The organism is Vibrio sp. ER1A (assembly GCF_000733315.1).
Classification (GTDB): domain Bacteria; phylum Pseudomonadota; class Gammaproteobacteria; order Enterobacterales; family Vibrionaceae; genus Vibrio; species Vibrio mediterranei.
In genome coordinates this window covers 1,067,037-1,086,267 of the sequence record NZ_JPJA01000086.1, presented here as the reverse complement: position 1 = coordinate 1,086,267, position 19,231 = coordinate 1,067,037, and the positions used below count along the sequence as shown (strand labels likewise).

General features: G+C 43.9%; 15 protein-coding genes. 7 read left to right on the top strand and 8 right to left on the bottom strand.

Annotated features, from left to right (window positions below; genetic code table 11):
* Positions 1 to 30: 30 nt before the first annotated feature.
* The 7 genes from HW45_RS11895 to napF form a co-directional block, all read right to left on the bottom strand.
* Entirely contained in the window at positions 31 to 3,174 is a 3,144-nt protein-coding gene (locus HW45_RS11895; RefSeq protein WP_038227125.1) for an HD domain-containing phosphohydrolase, read from the bottom strand.
* Positions 3,175 to 3,327: 153 nt separating this feature from the next.
* Positions 3,328 to 3,462, bottom strand: coding sequence for a TIGR02808 family protein (locus tag HW45_RS28795; RefSeq protein WP_006069395.1), 135 nt, complete (start codon positions 3,460 to 3,462; stop codon positions 3,328 to 3,330).
* A 10-nt stretch (positions 3,463 to 3,472) separates the two neighbouring features.
* A complete protein-coding gene (locus tag HW45_RS11890) occupies positions 3,473 to 4,051 on the bottom strand; it encodes a NapC/NirT family cytochrome c (RefSeq protein WP_038227124.1) in 579 nt (192 codons plus the stop codon).
* A 26-nt stretch (positions 4,052 to 4,077) separates the two neighbouring features.
* The gene (locus HW45_RS11885) at positions 4,078 to 4,539 is read right to left on the bottom strand and encodes a nitrate reductase cytochrome c-type subunit (protein ID WP_006069397.1); all 462 of its coding nucleotides are present in this window, start codon (positions 4,537 to 4,539) and stop codon (positions 4,078 to 4,080) included.
* Positions 4,540 to 4,615: 76 nt separating this feature from the next.
* Complete coding sequence (napA, locus tag HW45_RS11880; RefSeq protein WP_038227123.1) at positions 4,616 to 7,105, bottom strand: periplasmic nitrate reductase subunit alpha; 2,490 nt, start codon at positions 7,103 to 7,105, stop codon at positions 4,616 to 4,618.
* Positions 7,102 to 7,407, bottom strand: a complete 306-nt coding sequence (locus HW45_RS11875) for a chaperone NapD (RefSeq protein WP_006069399.1) — start codon at positions 7,405 to 7,407, stop codon at positions 7,102 to 7,104. The genes napA and HW45_RS11875 overlap by 4 nt, the downstream gene beginning before the upstream one ends.
* Positions 7,408 to 7,446: 39 nt before the next feature.
* Positions 7,447 to 7,926, bottom strand: a complete 480-nt coding sequence (napF, locus tag HW45_RS11870) for a ferredoxin-type protein NapF (RefSeq protein WP_038227122.1) — start codon at positions 7,924 to 7,926, stop codon at positions 7,447 to 7,449.
* 240 nt (positions 7,927 to 8,166) lie between these two features.
* Here napF and narQ point away from each other — a divergent pair, with 240 nt between their 5' ends.
* Both narQ and HW45_RS11860 read left to right on the top strand, forming a co-directional pair.
* Positions 8,167 to 9,891 (top strand): nitrate/nitrite two-component system sensor histidine kinase NarQ, encoded by a 1,725-nt coding sequence (gene narQ, locus HW45_RS11865; protein ID WP_006069401.1) that lies wholly within the window; start codon positions 8,167 to 8,169, stop codon positions 9,889 to 9,891.
* Positions 9,878 to 10,510: a response regulator gene (locus HW45_RS11860; RefSeq protein ID WP_006069402.1), complete on the top strand. Its 633-nt coding sequence runs from the start codon at positions 9,878 to 9,880 to the stop codon at positions 10,508 to 10,510. Before narQ ends, HW45_RS11860 begins: the two co-directional genes overlap by 14 nt.
* Positions 10,511 to 10,662: 152 nt before the next feature.
* On the opposite strand, the gene HW45_RS11855 is transcribed toward HW45_RS11860, so the two are convergent.
* Complete coding sequence (locus HW45_RS11855; RefSeq protein ID WP_038227121.1) at positions 10,663 to 12,084, bottom strand: glycoside hydrolase family 1 protein; 1,422 nt, start codon at positions 12,082 to 12,084, stop codon at positions 10,663 to 10,665.
* 247 nt (positions 12,085 to 12,331) lie between these two features.
* Between HW45_RS11855 and HW45_RS11850 the strand changes: the two genes are divergently transcribed.
* From HW45_RS11850 to HW45_RS11830, 5 genes are all read left to right on the top strand, one after another.
* The gene (locus tag HW45_RS11850) at positions 12,332 to 13,048 is read left to right on the top strand and encodes a GntR family transcriptional regulator (protein ID WP_038227120.1); all 717 of its coding nucleotides are present in this window, start codon (positions 12,332 to 12,334) and stop codon (positions 13,046 to 13,048) included.
* A 111-nt stretch (positions 13,049 to 13,159) separates the two neighbouring features.
* Positions 13,160 to 14,707 carry a glutamate synthase-related protein gene (locus tag HW45_RS11845; protein ID WP_038227119.1) on the top strand — a complete coding sequence of 516 codons (1,548 nt, stop codon included), beginning with the start codon at positions 13,160 to 13,162 and terminating at the stop codon, positions 14,705 to 14,707.
* Positions 14,708 to 14,852: 145 nt separating this feature from the next.
* Positions 14,853 to 16,925 (top strand): ATP-dependent helicase, encoded by a 2,073-nt coding sequence (locus HW45_RS11840; RefSeq protein WP_038227118.1) that lies wholly within the window; start codon positions 14,853 to 14,855, stop codon positions 16,923 to 16,925.
* A gap of 3 nt (positions 16,926 to 16,928) precedes the next feature.
* The gene (locus HW45_RS11835; RefSeq protein WP_038227117.1) at positions 16,929 to 17,831 is read left to right on the top strand and encodes an AraC family transcriptional regulator; all 903 of its coding nucleotides are present in this window, start codon (positions 16,929 to 16,931) and stop codon (positions 17,829 to 17,831) included.
* Between the two features lie 137 nt (positions 17,832 to 17,968).
* Entirely contained in the window at positions 17,969 to 19,141 is a 1,173-nt protein-coding gene (locus HW45_RS11830; RefSeq protein WP_038227116.1) for a MerR family transcriptional regulator, read from the top strand.
* Positions 19,142 to 19,231 lie beyond the last annotated feature (90 nt).

The following is a 19,231-nucleotide window of genomic DNA, read 5'->3' as shown; positions in this document are numbered from 1 at the left end:
GGTTTTTTCTTTGGTCCTCAGTTAAGTTTCTTAACTGAGATACTTACTTTCATCTACTTCATCAATCTGCGTAGGGACCAGGAAGCGCTTCGCATACGTCATATATACGCGACTCTTAATAAATAACTGGAATACTTCCATATCAACGTGCTTTTCCAGTGCCATCTTATGCAAAATATCCAAAGATTCACTGATGGTTTTAGCTTTCTTATAAGGCCTATCTGCGGCGGTAAGCGCCTCAAAAATATCAGCAACGGCTAAGATACGCTCCGGGATTGACAGTTCGTCTCCGCTTAAACGTCTAGGATAGCCGTCTCCCCTCATTGTTTCATGGTGAGTGGTAGCGATTCGTTCCACGTTTTTGAGATCTTCAGGGAACGGGATACTGCTCAGCATCTTGATACCAGCAATCATATGCTCGTTAATTTTGAAGCGTTCTTCTTGCGTCAATGTTCCTCTTGAAACGGAGAGGTTATAAATCTCACCTAGGTTATATAGGTGTTCAGGAACATTCATATTGATGCCTAGCTTTTCATCTAGCTCATAATCTGCAGAACGAGTGATGATATGTTCTGGCCTATCACTCAGTAGTGGCTCCCAAGCAGATGACCTAGTTTCTTCTGATAGGCGTTGTTCTTCTAACGGTGATAAACCAAGGTAACGATCAAAGTGGCTGGTCCAAGTTTGTTTGCCTATTTCAGTAATGCGAACTTTGTCTTGCTCATTGATAAACTCGTTGCCAACATTCAATTGGGCAATGAAGCTAAACTGCTCTAGGAGTTCTTGTTGACGCTGTTTGAGGTTTTGTTTCGCATCAGTGGCCAAGTTTGGCTGCTCTAACTGAATGTTTAGCGCAGTAATTTCCGCATCGCGCCATAACACTTCAAATCGAGTTCGAATTTCATGAATTCGGTTGTAGTTGGTTTCTAATTTGGTTCCTTTATCGACCACGTACTCTGGCGTGGTGATTTTTCCGCAGTCATGTAACCAAGCAGCAATGCGAAATTCCCTGCGTTTGGCTTCGTTTTCGAATTCAAATGATTCAAAGATGCCGTCGTTCGATTGCTCTGCAGCGTCGCTCAGGAGGAACGCAAGCTCAGGGACTCGTAAACAGTGTGCGCCTGTGTAAGGTGATTTCTCATCGACTGCACGCGCGATAAGCTGAATGATTGCCTCGATAAAGGCATCCTGCGAGCGCTGAAATGAATCTAAAGACTGCGACATATCATAGATAGCATGAGATAACTCATTTACCTCCCGCACAGAGCTGTTGAACGCCTTCACTTTATTATATTGGCGGTGTTTAATTCGCTTGGTTTGTAGGAGTAATTTCTTAATTGGACTGGACATTGGAGTGCTGATGCGCCATACAAGAGGAATCATGATAACGAGTGCAGCCAAGGTCCAGAGAGAGCTATTGATAATGTACTGATAGGCACTACCTAGAAGTTTCTTTTCCGGTATGGTGAGTACGAAATATTCTTGGGGGGTGTCGTTAACTTCAGTGATATAAACAAAGTGCTTTTGTCCCTTCATATCGACTGAAGAGATCTTTTCATGGAAACTTGGATCTTCCAGCATAGATAGCAGCCGATTTGAAGGAATATGACTAGTGTGGTGTTGGTCGCTATTCAGCCATTTGTCTACTAATACGGTGCGCACTTTCTCCTGATCAAGATAGGTTAGCGCTTGATTAATCAGTTCTATGTACGGTTTAAGCTGCTCATTAGCAACAAAAACGAAGTCAGTTGGAAAAGCTGGATGTTTTTCTAATGATTGAGTCTTCAAGTCATAGTTAATTAACTTTTCGACTTTACTTTTGATTACAGGTGCGACATCAACAATACCTACAATTTTCTGGGTCTGTACATCTTCGAACGCTTCATCATAAGTATCGTAGGCATAAACGGTAATACTTGGGTAATCTTTTCTTAACTGCTCGACAATAGACCAACCTCCAAGGAAGCCGACCGTTCTGCCTTTAAGGTCATCCCACGAGGCTATATGTGGTGCGTTTTGGTGTGTAGCAATGGCGTACTCAAGAGAATAAAGGGTGTCACTTTCGAGACTGTGGTCAGAGACATTACTATCACTGGCGATAGATTGCAGAATATCAATTTTACCCAGACGAAAGTCGTTAACGAGTTCATGCCAACTTCGACCATTGATGTACTCAAACTGCAGTCCGGTGGCATCAGAGATTAGCGTAAATAAGTCGATGGCAAGTCCGTCGGGATTGCCAACCACAGTAAAATCGATAGGCTCCCAATCTAATTGATTTGATACTTTGAGCACGGGTGAGTTGATAACAAGATCAAGCTGTGTGTTTGTTAGTGGCATTTTATCGATGAAGGGCAGGCTATTTGCCGCGTCTAAGATAGTATTGGTGCCAATAATCCGACCCTCGCCATCCGTTATGTAAGCATCTGCTCCCTCCAATGCGACATTATCAGACAAGCTATCTTCAAAGTGTTCATTTAGTGACGCGAGAGCAATATCGACGCCAATGACAGCGTTGAGGCTCGGTATCTTACGAGAAAATGTCTGGCCAGTGACTCGTAGGTTATGAAAGAGATACGGTGTGGTTTTATAGACCTCATCTTCAGAGGCACGTGTGTACCATCCCCTTTGTGTTGGGTAAAAAATACTGACTTCTTCTTGCTCTCTACTGAGTTCAAAATTATCGAAGTAGAATCGTGTGCGTTTGATCCGCTTTCCATCGATATCATTGGAATGTTCGATAACCATCCAAGATTCGCCTTCAAGTAGGTTCAATTTATCGGAGATGTATTTAGGTTTCAGATTGATGAGTTGAAGAAAGTCATCATTACCAAATCCGATATAAATGCTATGGATAAACGGGTTACCGAGAAATGTGGCTCCAAACAGTTCAATTAGTTCCGAAGGACTCTTTTCGCTTAACTGGGTATTCAATAGGTATCCCAGTTGAACTGCAGATTGCTCTCCGACTTGATCGATCTGTTCTAATCGCTGTGAAACCAATGACGAAATCAACTGATAGTTTGCTAAGGCATGGTTGACTTCGCGTTCTTTAGTCAGTGAATAAATGACGGTAGCCGAAATTAAGGCTGTAGCCGTGATAGCGAGAGTAAACAGTAACGCTACAACACGGCGTATGGAGAGTTTGCTAGATGTTTTGTTTTTCTTGGACATGACCACTGACACTTTCTACAACAGAGGGATAGCGTGAGCTTTAATAAGCTGATTCTACTCTATTTGTTTCATTTTATTGGAGTAAATTAACTATAGTAGAAATCATGTGGTTAAGAGGGAAATAAAAAGCCCCGCATGAGCGGGGCTAAAGCTTTATTGTTGTTTGTCTTTACCGAGAGACAACAACCAAATCGAAACGGCTGCGACTCCAACGAATCCCGACAAAATGATGACTGGCATTGCAGCATAACCTAGTACGTGCCAAATCACCGATTCTAATGTACTCATTCAGTGCTCCTTATTGCCAGCCTTCCACGCCTTGCATGTCAGGTAAACGGTGTGCGATACCTTTATGACAATCTACGCACGTTTTATCACCAGATGCCAGTGCGGTAGAGTGTTGTTGTACGCTTCGTGGACCTTGTTCAGAAAAATCCATGTAATCAAATTCATGACAATTGCGACACTCAAGGGAGTCATTGGCTTTAAGTCGAGCCCATTCCCTTTCTGCCAAGTGTCCACGTCGTGCTTGGAATTTTTCAGGCGTATCGATGGTTTTTAACACATAGTGTGCAAATAACTCTTTCGAAGCTTGAACCTTACGAACAATTTTGTCTGTCCAGTTGTGAGGAACGTGACAGTCAGAGCAGATTGCACGAACACCAGAGCGGTTCGAATAGTGAATTGTCTCTTGGATTTCAGCAACAATTGGTGCGTGACATCCAGAACAGAATTCTTCAGTATTCGTTGCTTCCATACCCGTGTTGAAAGCACCCCAAAATAGCAGACCGCCGGCGAAACCAAGGAATAGCACAACACCAGCTGCTGCTTTACTTGGTGACTTTAAACGAGTCCAAAACGCTTTAAGAAATTTCATATATAGCCTCTCTTAATACTTCGTGGCTATTCAGTACGCAATGAATCTACGCGCTCAAACTCGTTACCTACTAGCGGTTGTGCATCAACCTGAGGAACGTGGCACTGCAAGCAGAAATAACGACGAGGGGAAACGTCCGCTAAAACAGCATCTTCACGGTTCATATAGTGAGTTACGCTGATTTTAGTCGCACCTGCTTCTTTCGCGTTTTTCCAGCTATGGCAAGCCAAGCATTTGTTTGCGTTAAGCGATACTTCATAGTTGCGAATTTGATGAGGGATCAGTGGAGGCTGATACACGTAATCACTCTCAATCACTTGGTCTTTAGGAATATGTTTGAAGTCATCCGCTGGGCGTGTGTCTTCAAGGTTACTACTACCACGAAGTGAATCTAGACCACCAGTTCCACCCGGGTTATTCAATTCTGCTTGCGCAACACCTGCAATCAGTGCACCAACAGAGAGAATAGCGACAATCAGTTTTTTCATTTTGTTATCTCCGCCTTAAGGCTAATTCTTCGGTGGCCACTTCTATTGAAGCAGCCACGTTTCAATATTGTCTCTGTTAAGCCACTTTCGTGATTTTCACAGGGCACTTCTTGAAGTCTGTCTGTTTAGACAGAGGGTCAGTCGCATCAAGAATCAACTTGTTGATTAGGATACGAGCATCGAAGAATGGTACGAATACCAAACCTTTTGGCGGACGGTTACGGCCACGAGTCTCAACACGTACACGTACTTCACCACGTTTATTAGCCATCACTACTTCATCACCACGGCGAAGGCCACGAGACTTAGCATCTTCAGGGTGGATATAACACACTGCATCTGGCACGGCTTTGTACAGTTCAGGTACACGGCGAGTCATAGTACCTGTGTGCCAGTGCTCAAGAACACGGCCAGTACATAGCCATAGGTCGAATTCTTCATCTGGCACTTCTGGTGGCGCTTCATACGGTGCTGAAATAATCAGAGCTTTACCGTCTGGTTTACCATAGAAGTCCCAACCAGAACCTGCTTTCGCATATGGGTCTGAGCCTTCTTTGTAACGCCACAATGTTTCTTTGCCATCAACAACAGGCCAACGTAGACCACGAACTTGATGGTAAACATCGTATGGAGCCAAATCGTGACCATGACCACGACCAAATGCCGCGTACTCTTCGAACAGGCCTTTTTGAACGTAGTAGCCGAAGTGGTGAGCATCATCGTTAAGCTCACGAGCTTCTTCGATAGGGTACTTATCAACTTGGCCGTTCTTGAACAGCATGTCGTACATGGTTTTACCGCGGTACTCAGGCGCTTTCGCGAGTAACTCTTCTGGCCAAACTTCTTCCATCTTGAAGCGTTTCGAGAACTCCATTACCTGCCATAGATCAGACTTAGCTTCTCCAACCGTCTCAACTTGTTGATACCAAGCTTGAGTGCGACGCTCTGCGTTTCCGTAAGCGCCTTCTTTTTCGATCCACATTGCGGTAGGAAGAATCAAGTCAGCCGCTTGTGCAGTCGCTGTAGGATAAGGGTCAGAACAAACAATGAAGTTTTCAGGGTTACGGTAACCAGGAAGACGTTCTTCGTTAATATTCGGCCCTGCTTGCAGGTTGTTGTTACATTGAATCCAATAGCAGTTCAATACGCCATCGTGTAGCATTCGATCTTGCAACACTGCATGGAAGCCTGGTTTTGGTGGAATAGTCCCTTCTGGAAGCTTCCACTCTTTCTCGGCAATCGCACGGTGCTTAGGATTTGCTACAACCATGTCTGCTGGTAGACGGTGCGCAAAGGTACCAACCTCACGGGCTGTACCACATGCTGATGGCTGACCTGTTAGTGAGAATGGGCTGTTACCCGGAGTTGCGATCTTACCGGTTAGTAGGTGGATGTTATAAACTAGACCGTTCATCCATACACCACGAGTATGTTGATTCATACCCATAGTCCAAAGAGACATAACCTTAACGTTTGGATCAGCGTATTGCTTAGCAAGCTCAATCAACTTCTCTGGCTCAACACCAGATATTTCAGAAGCTTTTTCTACAGTGTAAGGTGCGACAGAGGCTTTGTATTGTTCAAACGTAATGTCTGACATTTTGCCTGAGTTCGGGTGAGCCGCTGCTTTTTGTAATGGATCATCGTCACGCAGACCGTAGCCGATGTCAGTTTCAGCTTGCTTGAAGTTGGTGTGCTTGTTAACAAAGTCCCAGTTTACTGCATCGTTTTGAATGATGTAGTTTGCGATAAAGTTTGCAATCGCAAGGTCAGACTGAGGGTTGAAAATGTAACCGTGGTCAGCAAGCTCAAACGAACGATGATAGTACGTAGAAAGTACGTTTACACGAACATGTGGGTGGCTTAGGCGACGGTCAGTGATACGAGTCCAAAGAACTGGGTGCATCTCTGCCATGTTCGAACCCCAAAGTACGAACGCGTCCGCATTTTCGAAGTCGTCGTAACAACCCATTGGCTCATCGATACCAAAAGCACGCATGAAACCAACTACCGCTGACGCCATACAGTGACGTGCGTTAGGGTCAATGTTGTTTGAACGGAAGCCCGCTTTCATCATCTTAGCTGCGGCATAACCTTCCATAACGGTCCATTGGCCAGAGCCAAACATACCGATACTTGTTGGGCCTTTCGCTTTTAGTGAAGCTTTCCACTTCTCAGCCATAATATCGAACGCTTGGTCCCAAGAAATTGGAGTGAAGTCGCCGTCTTTGTCGAACTTGCCATCTTTCATGCGAAGTAACGGCTGAGTTAGACGGTCATTACCGTACATGATTTTAGAGAGGAAGTAGCCTTTGATACAGTTGAGGCCCTTGTTTACAGGAGCTTCAGGGTCTCCTTGGGTCGCAACAACTTTGCCGCCTTGTGTCCCTACCAGTACAGAACAACCTGTACCACAGAAACGACAAGGAGCTTTATCCCAGGTAATTTTTGTTTGGTCGGAGCTAGCAATCAGATTGGTAGCTGACGCAGGAAGAGTTATACCTGCCACCGCTGCCGCTGATGCCGCTGCGTTTGCTTTCACAAACGCACGTCTTGTCATTTTCATACTTCACCCTCTAATTGGGAATGGTTACTTCCAGTGTTATTTTCATCGTCATCTAACCCGTGCTCGATTTGGTGATAAACCAAGGCCGCGTTAAGGACATTCGGTAGGTTGTTGATAGCGTCAATTGTGTCGGTGACGAAACCCTGATTCTCGGTTTCCAGAACAACAATAATCTTGCCGTCCTCGCTGTCTCCGTAGATCTCCGCGTTATCGAATTGTTCGATTTGCGCTTTGATTTCTGCAAGGTGCTCAGCCTTGCAATGTACTACCAAACTAGAAATGTGCACTTCGTTTAGTGACATAAATCTTTTTCTCTTGTTTTATTTTAATTTTGCTTCGAACTAGACATTACTCACCGAGATAGAAGAACTCGGACATACAGAAACACATGCTCCACATCCGTTACAGTCTCCTAACTCTAATTGGGGTAAAGCGACACCGCCCACTCTTAACTCGAAAGTGATAGCCATAGTTTCACAACTATCACCACAACTACGGCACTCGATGTTGTTTTGCGCTAAACATTGAGTGTCGATCTCTGCTTTTGCGTTCCAAGGTGTGGCGTCTCTCTCATTAAATATAGGCTCTGGACAGATTTCTGCACACTTGTAACAAAACGTACATTCATCAATTGAGAAGTTGACCGCAGGATAGCCACCATCACCGCTCTTAATAATTTGCGTTTCACACACGTTAATGCATTTACCACAGCGAGTGCATTGGTCGGTGAACGTTGCTAAATCCTTTACCCAAGGTAGCCTAGCTTGCTTAGTATCGATCTGCTTTCTTGTGAAAAAGCGACGCTTGGAAATATCAACCATTCATCTCACCAATAAAAACTGTCTACAGAAAGTCTAGTTCAAAAAATCTGTTAACAATCTTTAATTTACATTCATATAAATTGTAAGTTTGGACATAATTGGATAAATACCTCTTAGGGGTTAAATAGGGGCCATCCTTGTTTTGGATCAATAAATTACCGACAATAGATAGCGATAGTGTGAGTCCGGTTTTCGGTACTTATGAATAGATGGAAACAAGTGAAGTGAGATTAGTGAGTCATGAAGAAGCCGAATAAATCTGTAACCGGCACAATAGCGAAAGCAATGATACTCATCTTGTTGCTGTCCTTAGCAACAACGAACTTTGCTATTTTGACGTTAGCATCTAGTTTAAACGATGCTGAGGCCGTCAACGTTTCCGGTTCGATGCGAATGCAGAGTTATCGATTAGCCTATGATATGCAATCAGACTCGCCACTCTATTATTTACATGTCGAACAGTTTGAGCGTTCCCTTTATTCTCCCTCAATGAAAGCCCTGCAGTCATGGGATGTGCCTGAGAAAATCACGCAGGATTATTACAATCTCATTATCCGATGGCATGAACTCAAATCTGTACTGTCCAGTGATGATAGAGAACAGTATCTATTGCTAGTCGCTGATTTTGTGGACCGTATAGACTTATTTGTATTAGAGCTTCAAGAGCATTCTGAAAACAAGTTAATCCGTTTGGCATGGGCTGGCGGAGTTGGTTTGGGCGGAATTCTACTGGTGGCCGTATATGTCGTACTGTTTGTAAGAAAGCAAATTGTTAGACCTTTGGGGCAGCTAATTTCTGCCAGTGAACAGATTCAAAACCGTTCGTTTGATGTCGAGGTTGATGTTCGTTCTGACAATGAACTAGGTATCTTAGGTAACGCATTTAGAAATATGGCCAAAGATCTTGGCAAGTTATATCGTGGACTGGAACAAGCGGTAAATGAAAAAACCCATAAGCTTCAACATGCACACCAATCACTGCAAGTGCTTTATCAATCGTCACAAGAACTAACAGCAACGCGAATTTCCCATGAGAACTTCCGAGCCATATTAACTTATATCTACAGTGTTGAAGGTATTTCAGCGGTAGAAATCAAAGTTTCTGAGGTGGAAGGTAATCCTTGGATTGCTACGGAAGGTACTTTCAACGGGAAAGCGGAACGGGTAAGGCCATTGCACTTGGATGGTGAAGAACTGGGCCAACTCAGATATCAAGTAGGCTTACCTTGTCCAGATGAAAAATTAATAGATAACTTCGTTCAAATTTTATCGCGAGCGATTTACTACAACAAAGCTCAACGTCAAACCGAACAGATTATATTAATGGAAGAGCGGGCGACGATTGCCAGAGAGCTTCACGATTCACTCGCTCAGTCACTGTCTTACTTAAAAATTCAGGTTACACTACTAAACCGTTCTATTTCTAAGGAATTAACTGACTCGTCATCAAGTCGCTCTCAACTAGTGTTGAATGACATACGTGAGGGATTGGATAACGCCTACGTTCAACTACGAGAGTTGCTGACGACCTTCCGACTATCGATTAAGGAAGGGACGTTTGGTGAAGCAATTACTGAGATGCTTCATCAATTGGATGAACAAACTGAGGCTGAGATAGAACTCGATAATCAAATGTCGTCTTTGGAGTTAGGAGCAAACGAACAAGTCCATATCTTACAACTTATTCGTGAGGCTGTACTTAACGCAATGAAGCACGCACAGGCCTCATTTATAAAAGTGACTTGTTTCGAAGATGAAAATGCCCTTGTTACTGTTAAAATAAAAGACGATGGTGTAGGGTTCGACCAAAATATACAGAAATTAGACCATTATGGTATGAGCATTATGAAAGAGCGTGCAGCTCGACTTAATGCAGAACTTGCTATAAATTCCGCCGAAAACGATGGTTGTGAGGTGGTATTAACGTTTCAAAGAAGTAAGGAGCCACTAAGTGAGCGAATGTAAAGTCATGTTAGTCGACGACCACCCTTTAATGAGGCGTGGTATTGGACAGTTACTCAGCTTTGAAGACGATTTTGGGATTGTTGCGGAAGCCAGCAATGGCTCGGATGCAATTGCGTTGGCAAAAGAACATGAACCTGACTTGATCTTACTCGATCTAAATATGAAGGGTATGTCAGGTTTGGATACGCTCAAAGCACTAAGAGAAGATGACTTTCAGGGACACATTGTCATTCTTACCGTCTCTGATATTCCAGCGGATATCGATGCCTTAGTAAAAGCGGGTGCTGATGGGTATCTACTTAAAGATACCGAGCCAGATGAAATCATTGAACTGCTTCGTGGGCTGACATCAGGCAATAAAGCTTTCAGTTCTGCTATCGAGAAGTACCTTGAAGAGAGAGCCAATACCAGTGATGTTTTCGCGACACTGACTGAGCGTGAAATGCAGATTCTTCAAGAGGTAGCGAAAGGGTTTAGAAACAAGCAAATTGCCGACCGACTGTTCATTTCTGAGTCAACGGTTAAAGTGCATATGAAGAGTTTGCTGAGAAAGCTGCAAGTCCCTTCAAGAACTGCAGCCACCATTCTTTACTTAGAGCGCTTTGGTGAAATTAAGTAGCCCTATTAATCCTAATAGGATACGTATCGTCATCCTCGTGAAAACGAGGATCTCTCCTAGCGCGTAGCAAACTGAAATACACTTGGTTTTTGTGCAACCCGCTAAAGAAGATTCCCTTTTTCAAGGGAATGACGATAGATTTGCCGGCTTAGTTATAGAGTTTCACCGTTAGATTCAATGACTTTTTGATACCAGTAGAAGCTGTCTTTTTTGTAGCGTTTCAGTTCTTTTTCGCTCTCTTCATCACGGTCAACATACACGAACCCATAACGCTTCGCATAGCCGTTTAACCAACTGAACAAGTCCTGATAAGACCAAGTACAGTAGCCAATAACTTCACAACCATCGTCAATCGCATCTCCAATTGCTTCTACGTGCGCTTTTAGAAAGTCAATGCGGTAGTCATCATGAACTTTGCCATCTTCCGTTAGTGTGTCATAGGCACCAAGGCCGTTTTCGCTAATAAGAATGGGAAGGTTATAGCGTGATGTAATGCGGCGAAGGGCGACGCGCAGTCCCTCAGGATCAATGGCCCAGTTCCAATCAGTCATTTTTAGATGTTCGTTATCAGCGCGTACGTAGTATTTGTCTGTTGGGATAGCGGCAACATCGGAAACCACAGAGACTTGAGCAGCATTACCTGTTTGAGCGGTCTCAGCCTTATTTTCTGGAGCTACAAACGTAGCGGACTGATAGTAGTTTAGTCCCATGAAGTCGCAGATACCGGCTTTTAGCAGCTCTTTGTCACCATCTTGAAAGTCGATATGAATACCAAGTCGTTCTAGAAGCTTCAGGCCAATCTTTGGATATGCGCCTTTTGCGTAGACATCCATCCAAAGCAAATCTTGGATTTCTTGTGCGTTTTCAGCCGCGATAACATCTTCTGGAGAAGCAGTTTTAGAGTAGGTCGGACTATAAGCGAAGCTCGCTCCGATCTGACCCGGTAGGCCCATTTCCTTAAATCGTTTTACCGCATTAGCATTTGCAAGACTTGCAATGTGGTTAGCATTAATAAAACGCTGATAATCGGAAACCTTTGGCGGATGGATTTTTTGAACATAGCCAAGACTAGTAAAGATGTTTTGCTCGTTCATACAAACCCAGTACGGTACTTTTTCACCGTACTCGGTAAACAGGACTTCACAGTATTTGGTAAAGTCAGCCAGAATCTTACGGCTTTCCCAACCTTGGTATTCATCTTGTAGGGCTTGAGGAAGATCCCAATGGTAGATTGTTAGGATCGGTGTGATACCACATTCTATAAGTTTATTAATAACGTTGTGATAGAACTCGATGCCTTTAGGATTAATAGTACGGCCATCAGGCATGATGCGAGTCCAAGCGACCGAAAAGCGATAAGCTTTTAAACCCATTTCGCGCATCAACTCAATATCTTCTTCGTACTTGTGGTAGAAGTCGATCGCTACTTCTCCCGTGGTATCTTTGAATGTGTTGCCAGGTACACGAGAGTAGACGTCCCAAATGGAGTCACCTTTACCGTCTAAGTTAGCTGCGCCTTCAATCTGATACGCCGCAGACGCACTGCCCCATAGGAAATTCTCTTGAAATGCCATGATTACTCCAGTTTTAAATACTAATTTCTTTAAAGCGATATTATTAAAACCATATGGTTTTACAAATGCGTTTGCTCAATATGGTGATTTTGATCACTTTTATTGACAGATTATGATGGTATTTAGACTAAGTTAAATATGGTTTTGTATCGTTACTTGTTTCTTGATACAGAAGGAAGTACCCTTGGGACAAAGAGTAAAGGCAGGTTATTTGCCGATGTATATTGGATAGCATAGACATTGAAAAATGATTAAATATCAGGGCATTTATAGTGAAATGAAGACACGTATTCTTTCTGGAGAGTACTCGTCGGAGGAAAAACTCCCAGATGGCAGATCGTTGGCCGCGGAGTTTGAATGCAGTGAAATAACCATCAAAAAAGCCATGGACTTCTTAGTGAAAGAAGGGCTGGTAGTACGTAAGCGCGGAGCTGGCTCATTCGTCAAACAAAAGCCTGATGCTGTATCTGACTCTCATTTACTTGGAACCAAAAAACGAGCCCAAGATAAGGGTAAAACTGTTCACACTCGCGTTGTTAAATTCAGTTCGGTGCCCGCAAACGCGTTGATAGCGGAAAAACTAAAATGCAACGTTGGCGATCCAGTTTATGACATAACGCGAATCAGAGTATTAGATGGCGTACCATCAATCGTTGAGTATATCTATCTGTCAGCCAAAATTGTCCCTAGCTTAGCTATCGAACATGTCAAAGACTCGATATATGGCTACATATCTGACAAACTGAAGTTTACTATTCATAGCGCTAATTTACGCATCACGATTGTCAATGCTAACGTTGAAGAGGCGGACTACCTCAGTGTTCCTATAGGGGAACATCTGGTCAATGTAGCCCAAAATGCCTATCTAGATAACGGACAAATCTTCGAATATTCAGTGGCTAGGCACATTTGCGATAGCTATGAGTTCTCTACGACATATGTAAAGAGTGATACTCAGCTCTAACTTTCCAACGTGATGCTCTGTCGATTCTTTGGACGTATCTTATCGATGGTTTTTTGACCTATGCTTATCGTTACCCCTTCATAGAAAGTGTGGATAACAAGGATAAGCATTATGAGCAAACCAATAATTGCCGATAACAAGCCGATAAAGGTTGAGCTAGAAGGTGGACAAGAGCATTACTTTTGCACTTGTGGACGTTCAAAAAACCAACCTTACTGCGACGGTTCACATGCAGGAACGGAGTTCAAACCACAAAGCTTCAGTGCTGATAAATCGGGCGATGCGTATTTGTGTCGTTGCAAGCACTCAGCAAACCTTCCATATTGCGATGGCTCCCACAAACAGTTTAGTGATGAGCAAGTTGGTCAAGAAGGGCCTGGTGTGAGCCAAAAGGCGAGTGATGGGCCCGTTGCGGTGAAAACGAAAGAAGAACCAACAGTCGAACTCATACATCAACTTGCCCGTGAAGGGCTGTCTAAGCTTGGACATCATGGCCCAATGACGTCAATGGGCGTGCCTAGGCATTTGTTACCCCACTGGGATGACATACAAGTTATGGTTGCTCAAATGGCTACGAAACCTCTACTTGAAGACGTTGCCGTTGGGACTGAATTGGTCATTGGACCTAAGGCCAAGAAGCCGCTGAAGCTTAACATTCCTTTATTTGTTTCGGACATGAGTTTTGGTGCTCTGTCAGAAGAAGCAAAGGTATCATTAGCAACGGGGGCGGAGTTAGCCGGTACAGGTATTTGTTCGGGTGAAGGGGGGATGCTGCCAGAGGAGCAAGCGGCAAACTCGCGTTATTTCTATGAGTTGGCGAGCGCAGGGTTTGGCTACGATGAAAGTAAACTCAAATCGGTGCAAGCGTTTCATTTCAAAGGCGGACAAGGGGCGAAAACTGGCACCGGAGGCCATCTTCCCGGTAACAAGAATATCGGCAAAATTTCTCACGTTAGAGGTATTCCTGAAGGAGAACCCGCTATCTCTCCTCCTACATTTAAAGACTTGAATACGGCTGAAGACTTTAGACGATTCGCTGACAGAGTGAGAGAAGTTACAGGAGGTATTCCTATCGGGTTTAAATTGAGTGCAAACCATATTGAAGAGGACATTCAGTTTGCGCTTGATGCCAGTGCGGATTACATCATTCTCGACGGTCGAGGTGGGGGGACGGGTGCGGCTCCGGAAATGTTCCGGGATCATATCAGTGTGCCAACTATTCCAGCCCTAGCCAGAGCGCGGCGTTATCTGGATCAGCAAGGTGCGAGTGGCAGGGTTACGCTGATTATCACTGGTGGTCTTCGTGTACCGATGGATTTCGTTAAAGCACTCGCATTAGGTGCTGATGGGGTCGCGATATCAAATAGTGCAATGCAATCTATCGGTTGTGTCGCTGCGAGAATGTGTAACACCAATAATTGCCCTGCGGGCATCGCAACGCAAAAAGCCGATTTGAGGCAACGACTCAATGTTGAAAAAGCATCCCATCAATTAAAAAACTTCTTTGAGGCGTCGGTGGAACTCATGCAAGTGATGGCGAGAGCCTGTGGTCATGATGATTTGAGTAAGTTCAACAAACACGACCTTGCTACTTGGAATCATAATATGGCACGGCTTTCCGGCATTGCCTATGCTGGATATGAAGAGGGTTCAACCTAGTATCTAACGCCTTATTGTTCAGCTGGACGAACTCACCATTTGTCCAGTTGAGTACCACACAGATCGCATACTTATACTTTTACTGTATATAAAAACAGTATCCATGCTAATCTTATACTGTCCAAGATAGTTAGATGAGCACACCATGGCACAACCCATCACTCTTAATCACCAACAACAGCTCGCCGTCGATTTTGGTATGCCAAAATCAGGCAATACGAGTAACCACTCACCGCTACTTATTATTGCTGGCGCGGGAACGGGCAAGACCAATACCTTAGCTCACAAAACGGCTCAGCTATTAGTTCAAGGTGTACCGCCAGAGAAAATACTGTTGGTGACGTTTGCTCGCAGGGCGTCTGCTGAGCTCGATTCTCGCGCGAATCGAATTGCAGAGCAGCAGCTTAATGAGCAGCGTAAACAATATCACCCAGTCAAGCTTGATTGGATGGGGACTTTTCATTCTATCGCCGCAAGATTGTTGCGTGAACATGCTGCTCTTATCGGCCTCGAAAGTGATTTCACTATTATGGATAGAAATGACGCAGCGGATATGTTGGATGTGTTGCGGTTTGAGCTTGGTTTTACCAATACCGATAGGCGTTTTCCAAAAAAGAAAACCTGCTTAGACATATACTCTCGTTGCGTGAATAGCCAAACTGCTGTCGAAGAGGTTGTCGCGCAATATTTCCCACATTGTGCAGAGTGGAGCTCTGAGCTCAAGATATTGTTTGCTCAGTACGCAGAGCAGAAAGCGGAACAATTCTGTTTAGATTACGATGATTTGTTACTTTACTGCTTCCATATGGCTCAAGTGCCAGAGATAGCAAATAAAGTGCGAGCTCAATTCGATTTCATATTGGTCGATGAATACCAAGATACCAATTTACTTCAGGCGGGCATGCTCAAAGCCTTCTTTCCTGATGGAAGAGGGTTAACCGTGGTCGGTGATGATGCGCAATCCATCTACGGCTTCCGAGCGGCTAGTGTCGACAACATTCTGGAATTTCCACAACAGTTTTCTCCGCCTGCAAAAGTTATTACGCTCACAACCAACTATCGCTCACATCAAGGTATTTTGGACTTATCCAATCAACTACTTAATGAAGGACAAGAAGGGTATAAAGTTGAGCTATATTCGGAGCGAAAACAAGGACCTAAACCTCAACTTGTCACGGTGGAGGATGACGCTAAGCAAGCGGAATATATCGTTGAATCTATTCTAAGAGCGAGGGAAGAGGGCATTGAGCTGAAACGACAAGCTGTGCTGTTTCGCTCTAGCTATCATAGCGACAGATTGGAACTTGAGTTAACGCGCCGTGATATTCCTTATGTTAAACATGGTGGCCTGAAGTTTCTTGAAGCCGCTCATGTTAAAGATCTTCTTTCTATTCTTCGCTGGGCAGATAATCCAAAACACACCATATCTGCTTTTCGAGTGTTGAAATTGCTTGCTGGTATTGGCCCGAAAACCGCTAACAATATCATCGAGCATTTAAAGGCGCATCAATATCAGTTCAGTGCACTATCTGACTGTAAAGTCCCGATCTCAGCAAAAGCGGAGTTTAAAACGTTAGTCGAATCTCTACTCACGATAAACAGTAACGCTGTACCGTGGGCAGAACAATTGAGCCTTCTTGCAACTCTCTATAGCCCATTATTAGAACTGAATTACGATGACCATTTTGTTCGTTGGGGTGATGTCGAGCAGCTTGTAATGATTTCCGGTCAATACAGTACGCGTGAACGGTTCTTGACTGAGTTGACTCTTGACCCACCGCAGTCGACTGGTGATTTAGCAAGCAACCCTAAAATCGATGATGACTTTTTAATTCTCTCCACGGTACACAGTGCGAAAGGGCAAGAGTGGCAAAATGTTTATGTTCTCAATGTCGCTGATGGCAACTTCCCTAATGAATATGCAGTGGGCGACAAACGAGCGTTAGAAGAAGAAAGACGCTTACTGTATGTAGCCATGACGCGTGCTAAGCAAGAACTGCATCTCATGCAGCCGATGAAATATTGGGTACCTGAGCAACAGAGTTGGGGTGATAAGCATGTGTATGGAGGCAAGAGCCGTTTTATGACGGACTCGTTGTGTGAACACTTAAACCGAGTGCACTATCCGAAAATAGCACCGGATGCTCAGGATAAAAAAATCGCTGCGAAAGCGATTACCGATATCCGTAAAACCGTACTTGGAATGTGGAAGGACTAGGCGATGAAGACTGACTACCACAAACGACTACGACCGGTAATTCGTTATCTAGAAAGTCACTATGACAATCCTACAAATTTGGTACAGGTAGCAGAGAAAGCACATTTGTCACCGTACCATTTCCATCGAATATTCAAAGCAGTGGTAGGAGAGACGCTGAACGACTTTATTCGTCGATTGAGACTAGAACAAGCCGCTAACGAGCTGTTCTATAACAAACCAGACATCACCACGGTGGCATTAGATAGTGGCTTCGCGAGCTCTCAAAGCTTGGCAAAAGCCTTTAAAAAGTACTTTGGAATCACGCCAACGGACATTCGCAATTGCCGTGATATGGAGGAGTACGGCTGCTTGATGCGAAACAGCAAGATTGGACACAAGCTTCGCAATAATGGACACGAGAATAGCGAAGCCGACCTCTATACTGAAGCCGAATCAAAAACATGGAGCACAATGATGGATATTAAAACTTTTGAATCTGGTCAATTAGCTTACGTGCGAGTGACTGGCCCATACGGAGAAAACTATGAGCCTGCAATCGATACACTTTACACATGGGCAGGCCCAAAAGGTCTAGCTGGGAACACCAGTATCTTCGTTTATCATGATAACCCAGAGATCACCCCAGCAGATAAATGCCGAACCGATATTTGTTTGTTGGTTGAGTCAACTGTAGACGTATCTAACGGTGTCGAGTTGATGTCATTTGATGGCGGTAAATACGCCTGTATTCGCAAAACGATTACTGAAAAGTCGCAATATGGACCTGCGTGGGAAGAGCTGATGGGGCAAGTTGTTGAACAGCAGCTTGATAGTGACGATAGGCCCTGTTTCGAACTTTACCATTCCTATAATCTGGAAACGAATACAGCAGATGTGAGTTTCTGTACTGCAATCAAAGGATAACGTCATTTGTAAAAAGGCACGGACAGCAGTGTGAACAGTTCGTGTCTCCCGTCTTTTTTCTTCACTTTCCTCATTGACCTGTCTATAACTTTATAGTTTAAAGTGGTTAATCATCTAGACAGATAGAGGCATTGGATTTGTATCGAATCTCAGAGTTAGCAGCAATGGTCGGCTTGTCACGAACGGCTTTACTTTACTATGAAAAGCAAAAGCTGATTTCAGGTAGACGACTAGAAAACGGCTATCGTGTTTACAGCGATAAAGATGTACAGCGAGTCCGTTTGATTCAGAAGTTGCAGGCAGGTGGATTGACACTTAAAGAGTGTAAGGCCTGCTTAGAAGCTAAGGTGGATCGAGAGCTACTCAAGAACCGACTGCAAGTCCTACAACAAGAAATTGAGCAAAAACAGCAGTCGTTGCAATTACTCGCGGCGTTACTTGGGGAAGGTGACCTTAAAGCTTGGCATGGTGATTTGGACAAACTGGCTCCTGATGCTCACTTAGATTGGTTAATTAAGCAAGGGTTTAGCGAAAAAGACGCCCTGCACTTGAAATGGTTATCAAAAGATATGAACGAACACGACGAATACATGTCCGATTTTATGAAGGTTTTCCAGACATTAGAACGCTGGGGGCCAGGTAGTGAAGAGGACACAGCAAAGGCACTGAATTTACTACCGACGACGCCACGAAATATCCTTGAAATTGGTTGTGGTAAAGGTCTAGCCACAAAAGTACTAGCAGAGCAAAGTAATGCAGTTATCACTGCTGTTGATAATGAGTCGACAGCGCTCGAACGTCTTTCTGAACGTTTTGCTGAACAAGGATGGCAAGACAGGCTCAAGACAGTTACTGCGAGCATGACCGAGCTACCATTCGACAAACAGAGCTTTGAATTGATCTGGGCAGAAGGAAGCGCTTACATCATGGGAATCGAAAAGGCTCTAATGGATTGGAAACCTTTGTTGAAACAAGAAGGCTATCTGATGGTGAGCGACATGGTATGGAAAACGACATCACCGAGTGACGAATCGAAACAGTTTTGGAGCCATGAATACCCAGACATTCAACTTGTTGAGACACGGTTAGCACAAATGAAGAAGGCGGGTTATAAAGTGGTTGATGACTTCGCGCTGAGTCAATCTGGATGGATGAACTATTATGGTCCATTGGGTGAACGAGTTGTTGAACTGACGTCCGAAATGTCCAATAAACCTGCATGGAAAGATATTCAACACGAAGTTCATATTTGTACTCAATATTCTGATGAGTTTGGCTATCATCTATTCCTTCTAAAAAAGAGTAATTAATCTTTATTAGCAATAAGCTAATAGCGTATTTTAGTTATCTTCACCACTCTCCCGATAATCTTGCATGTTTTGCTTGGCTTTGTTGCCGAA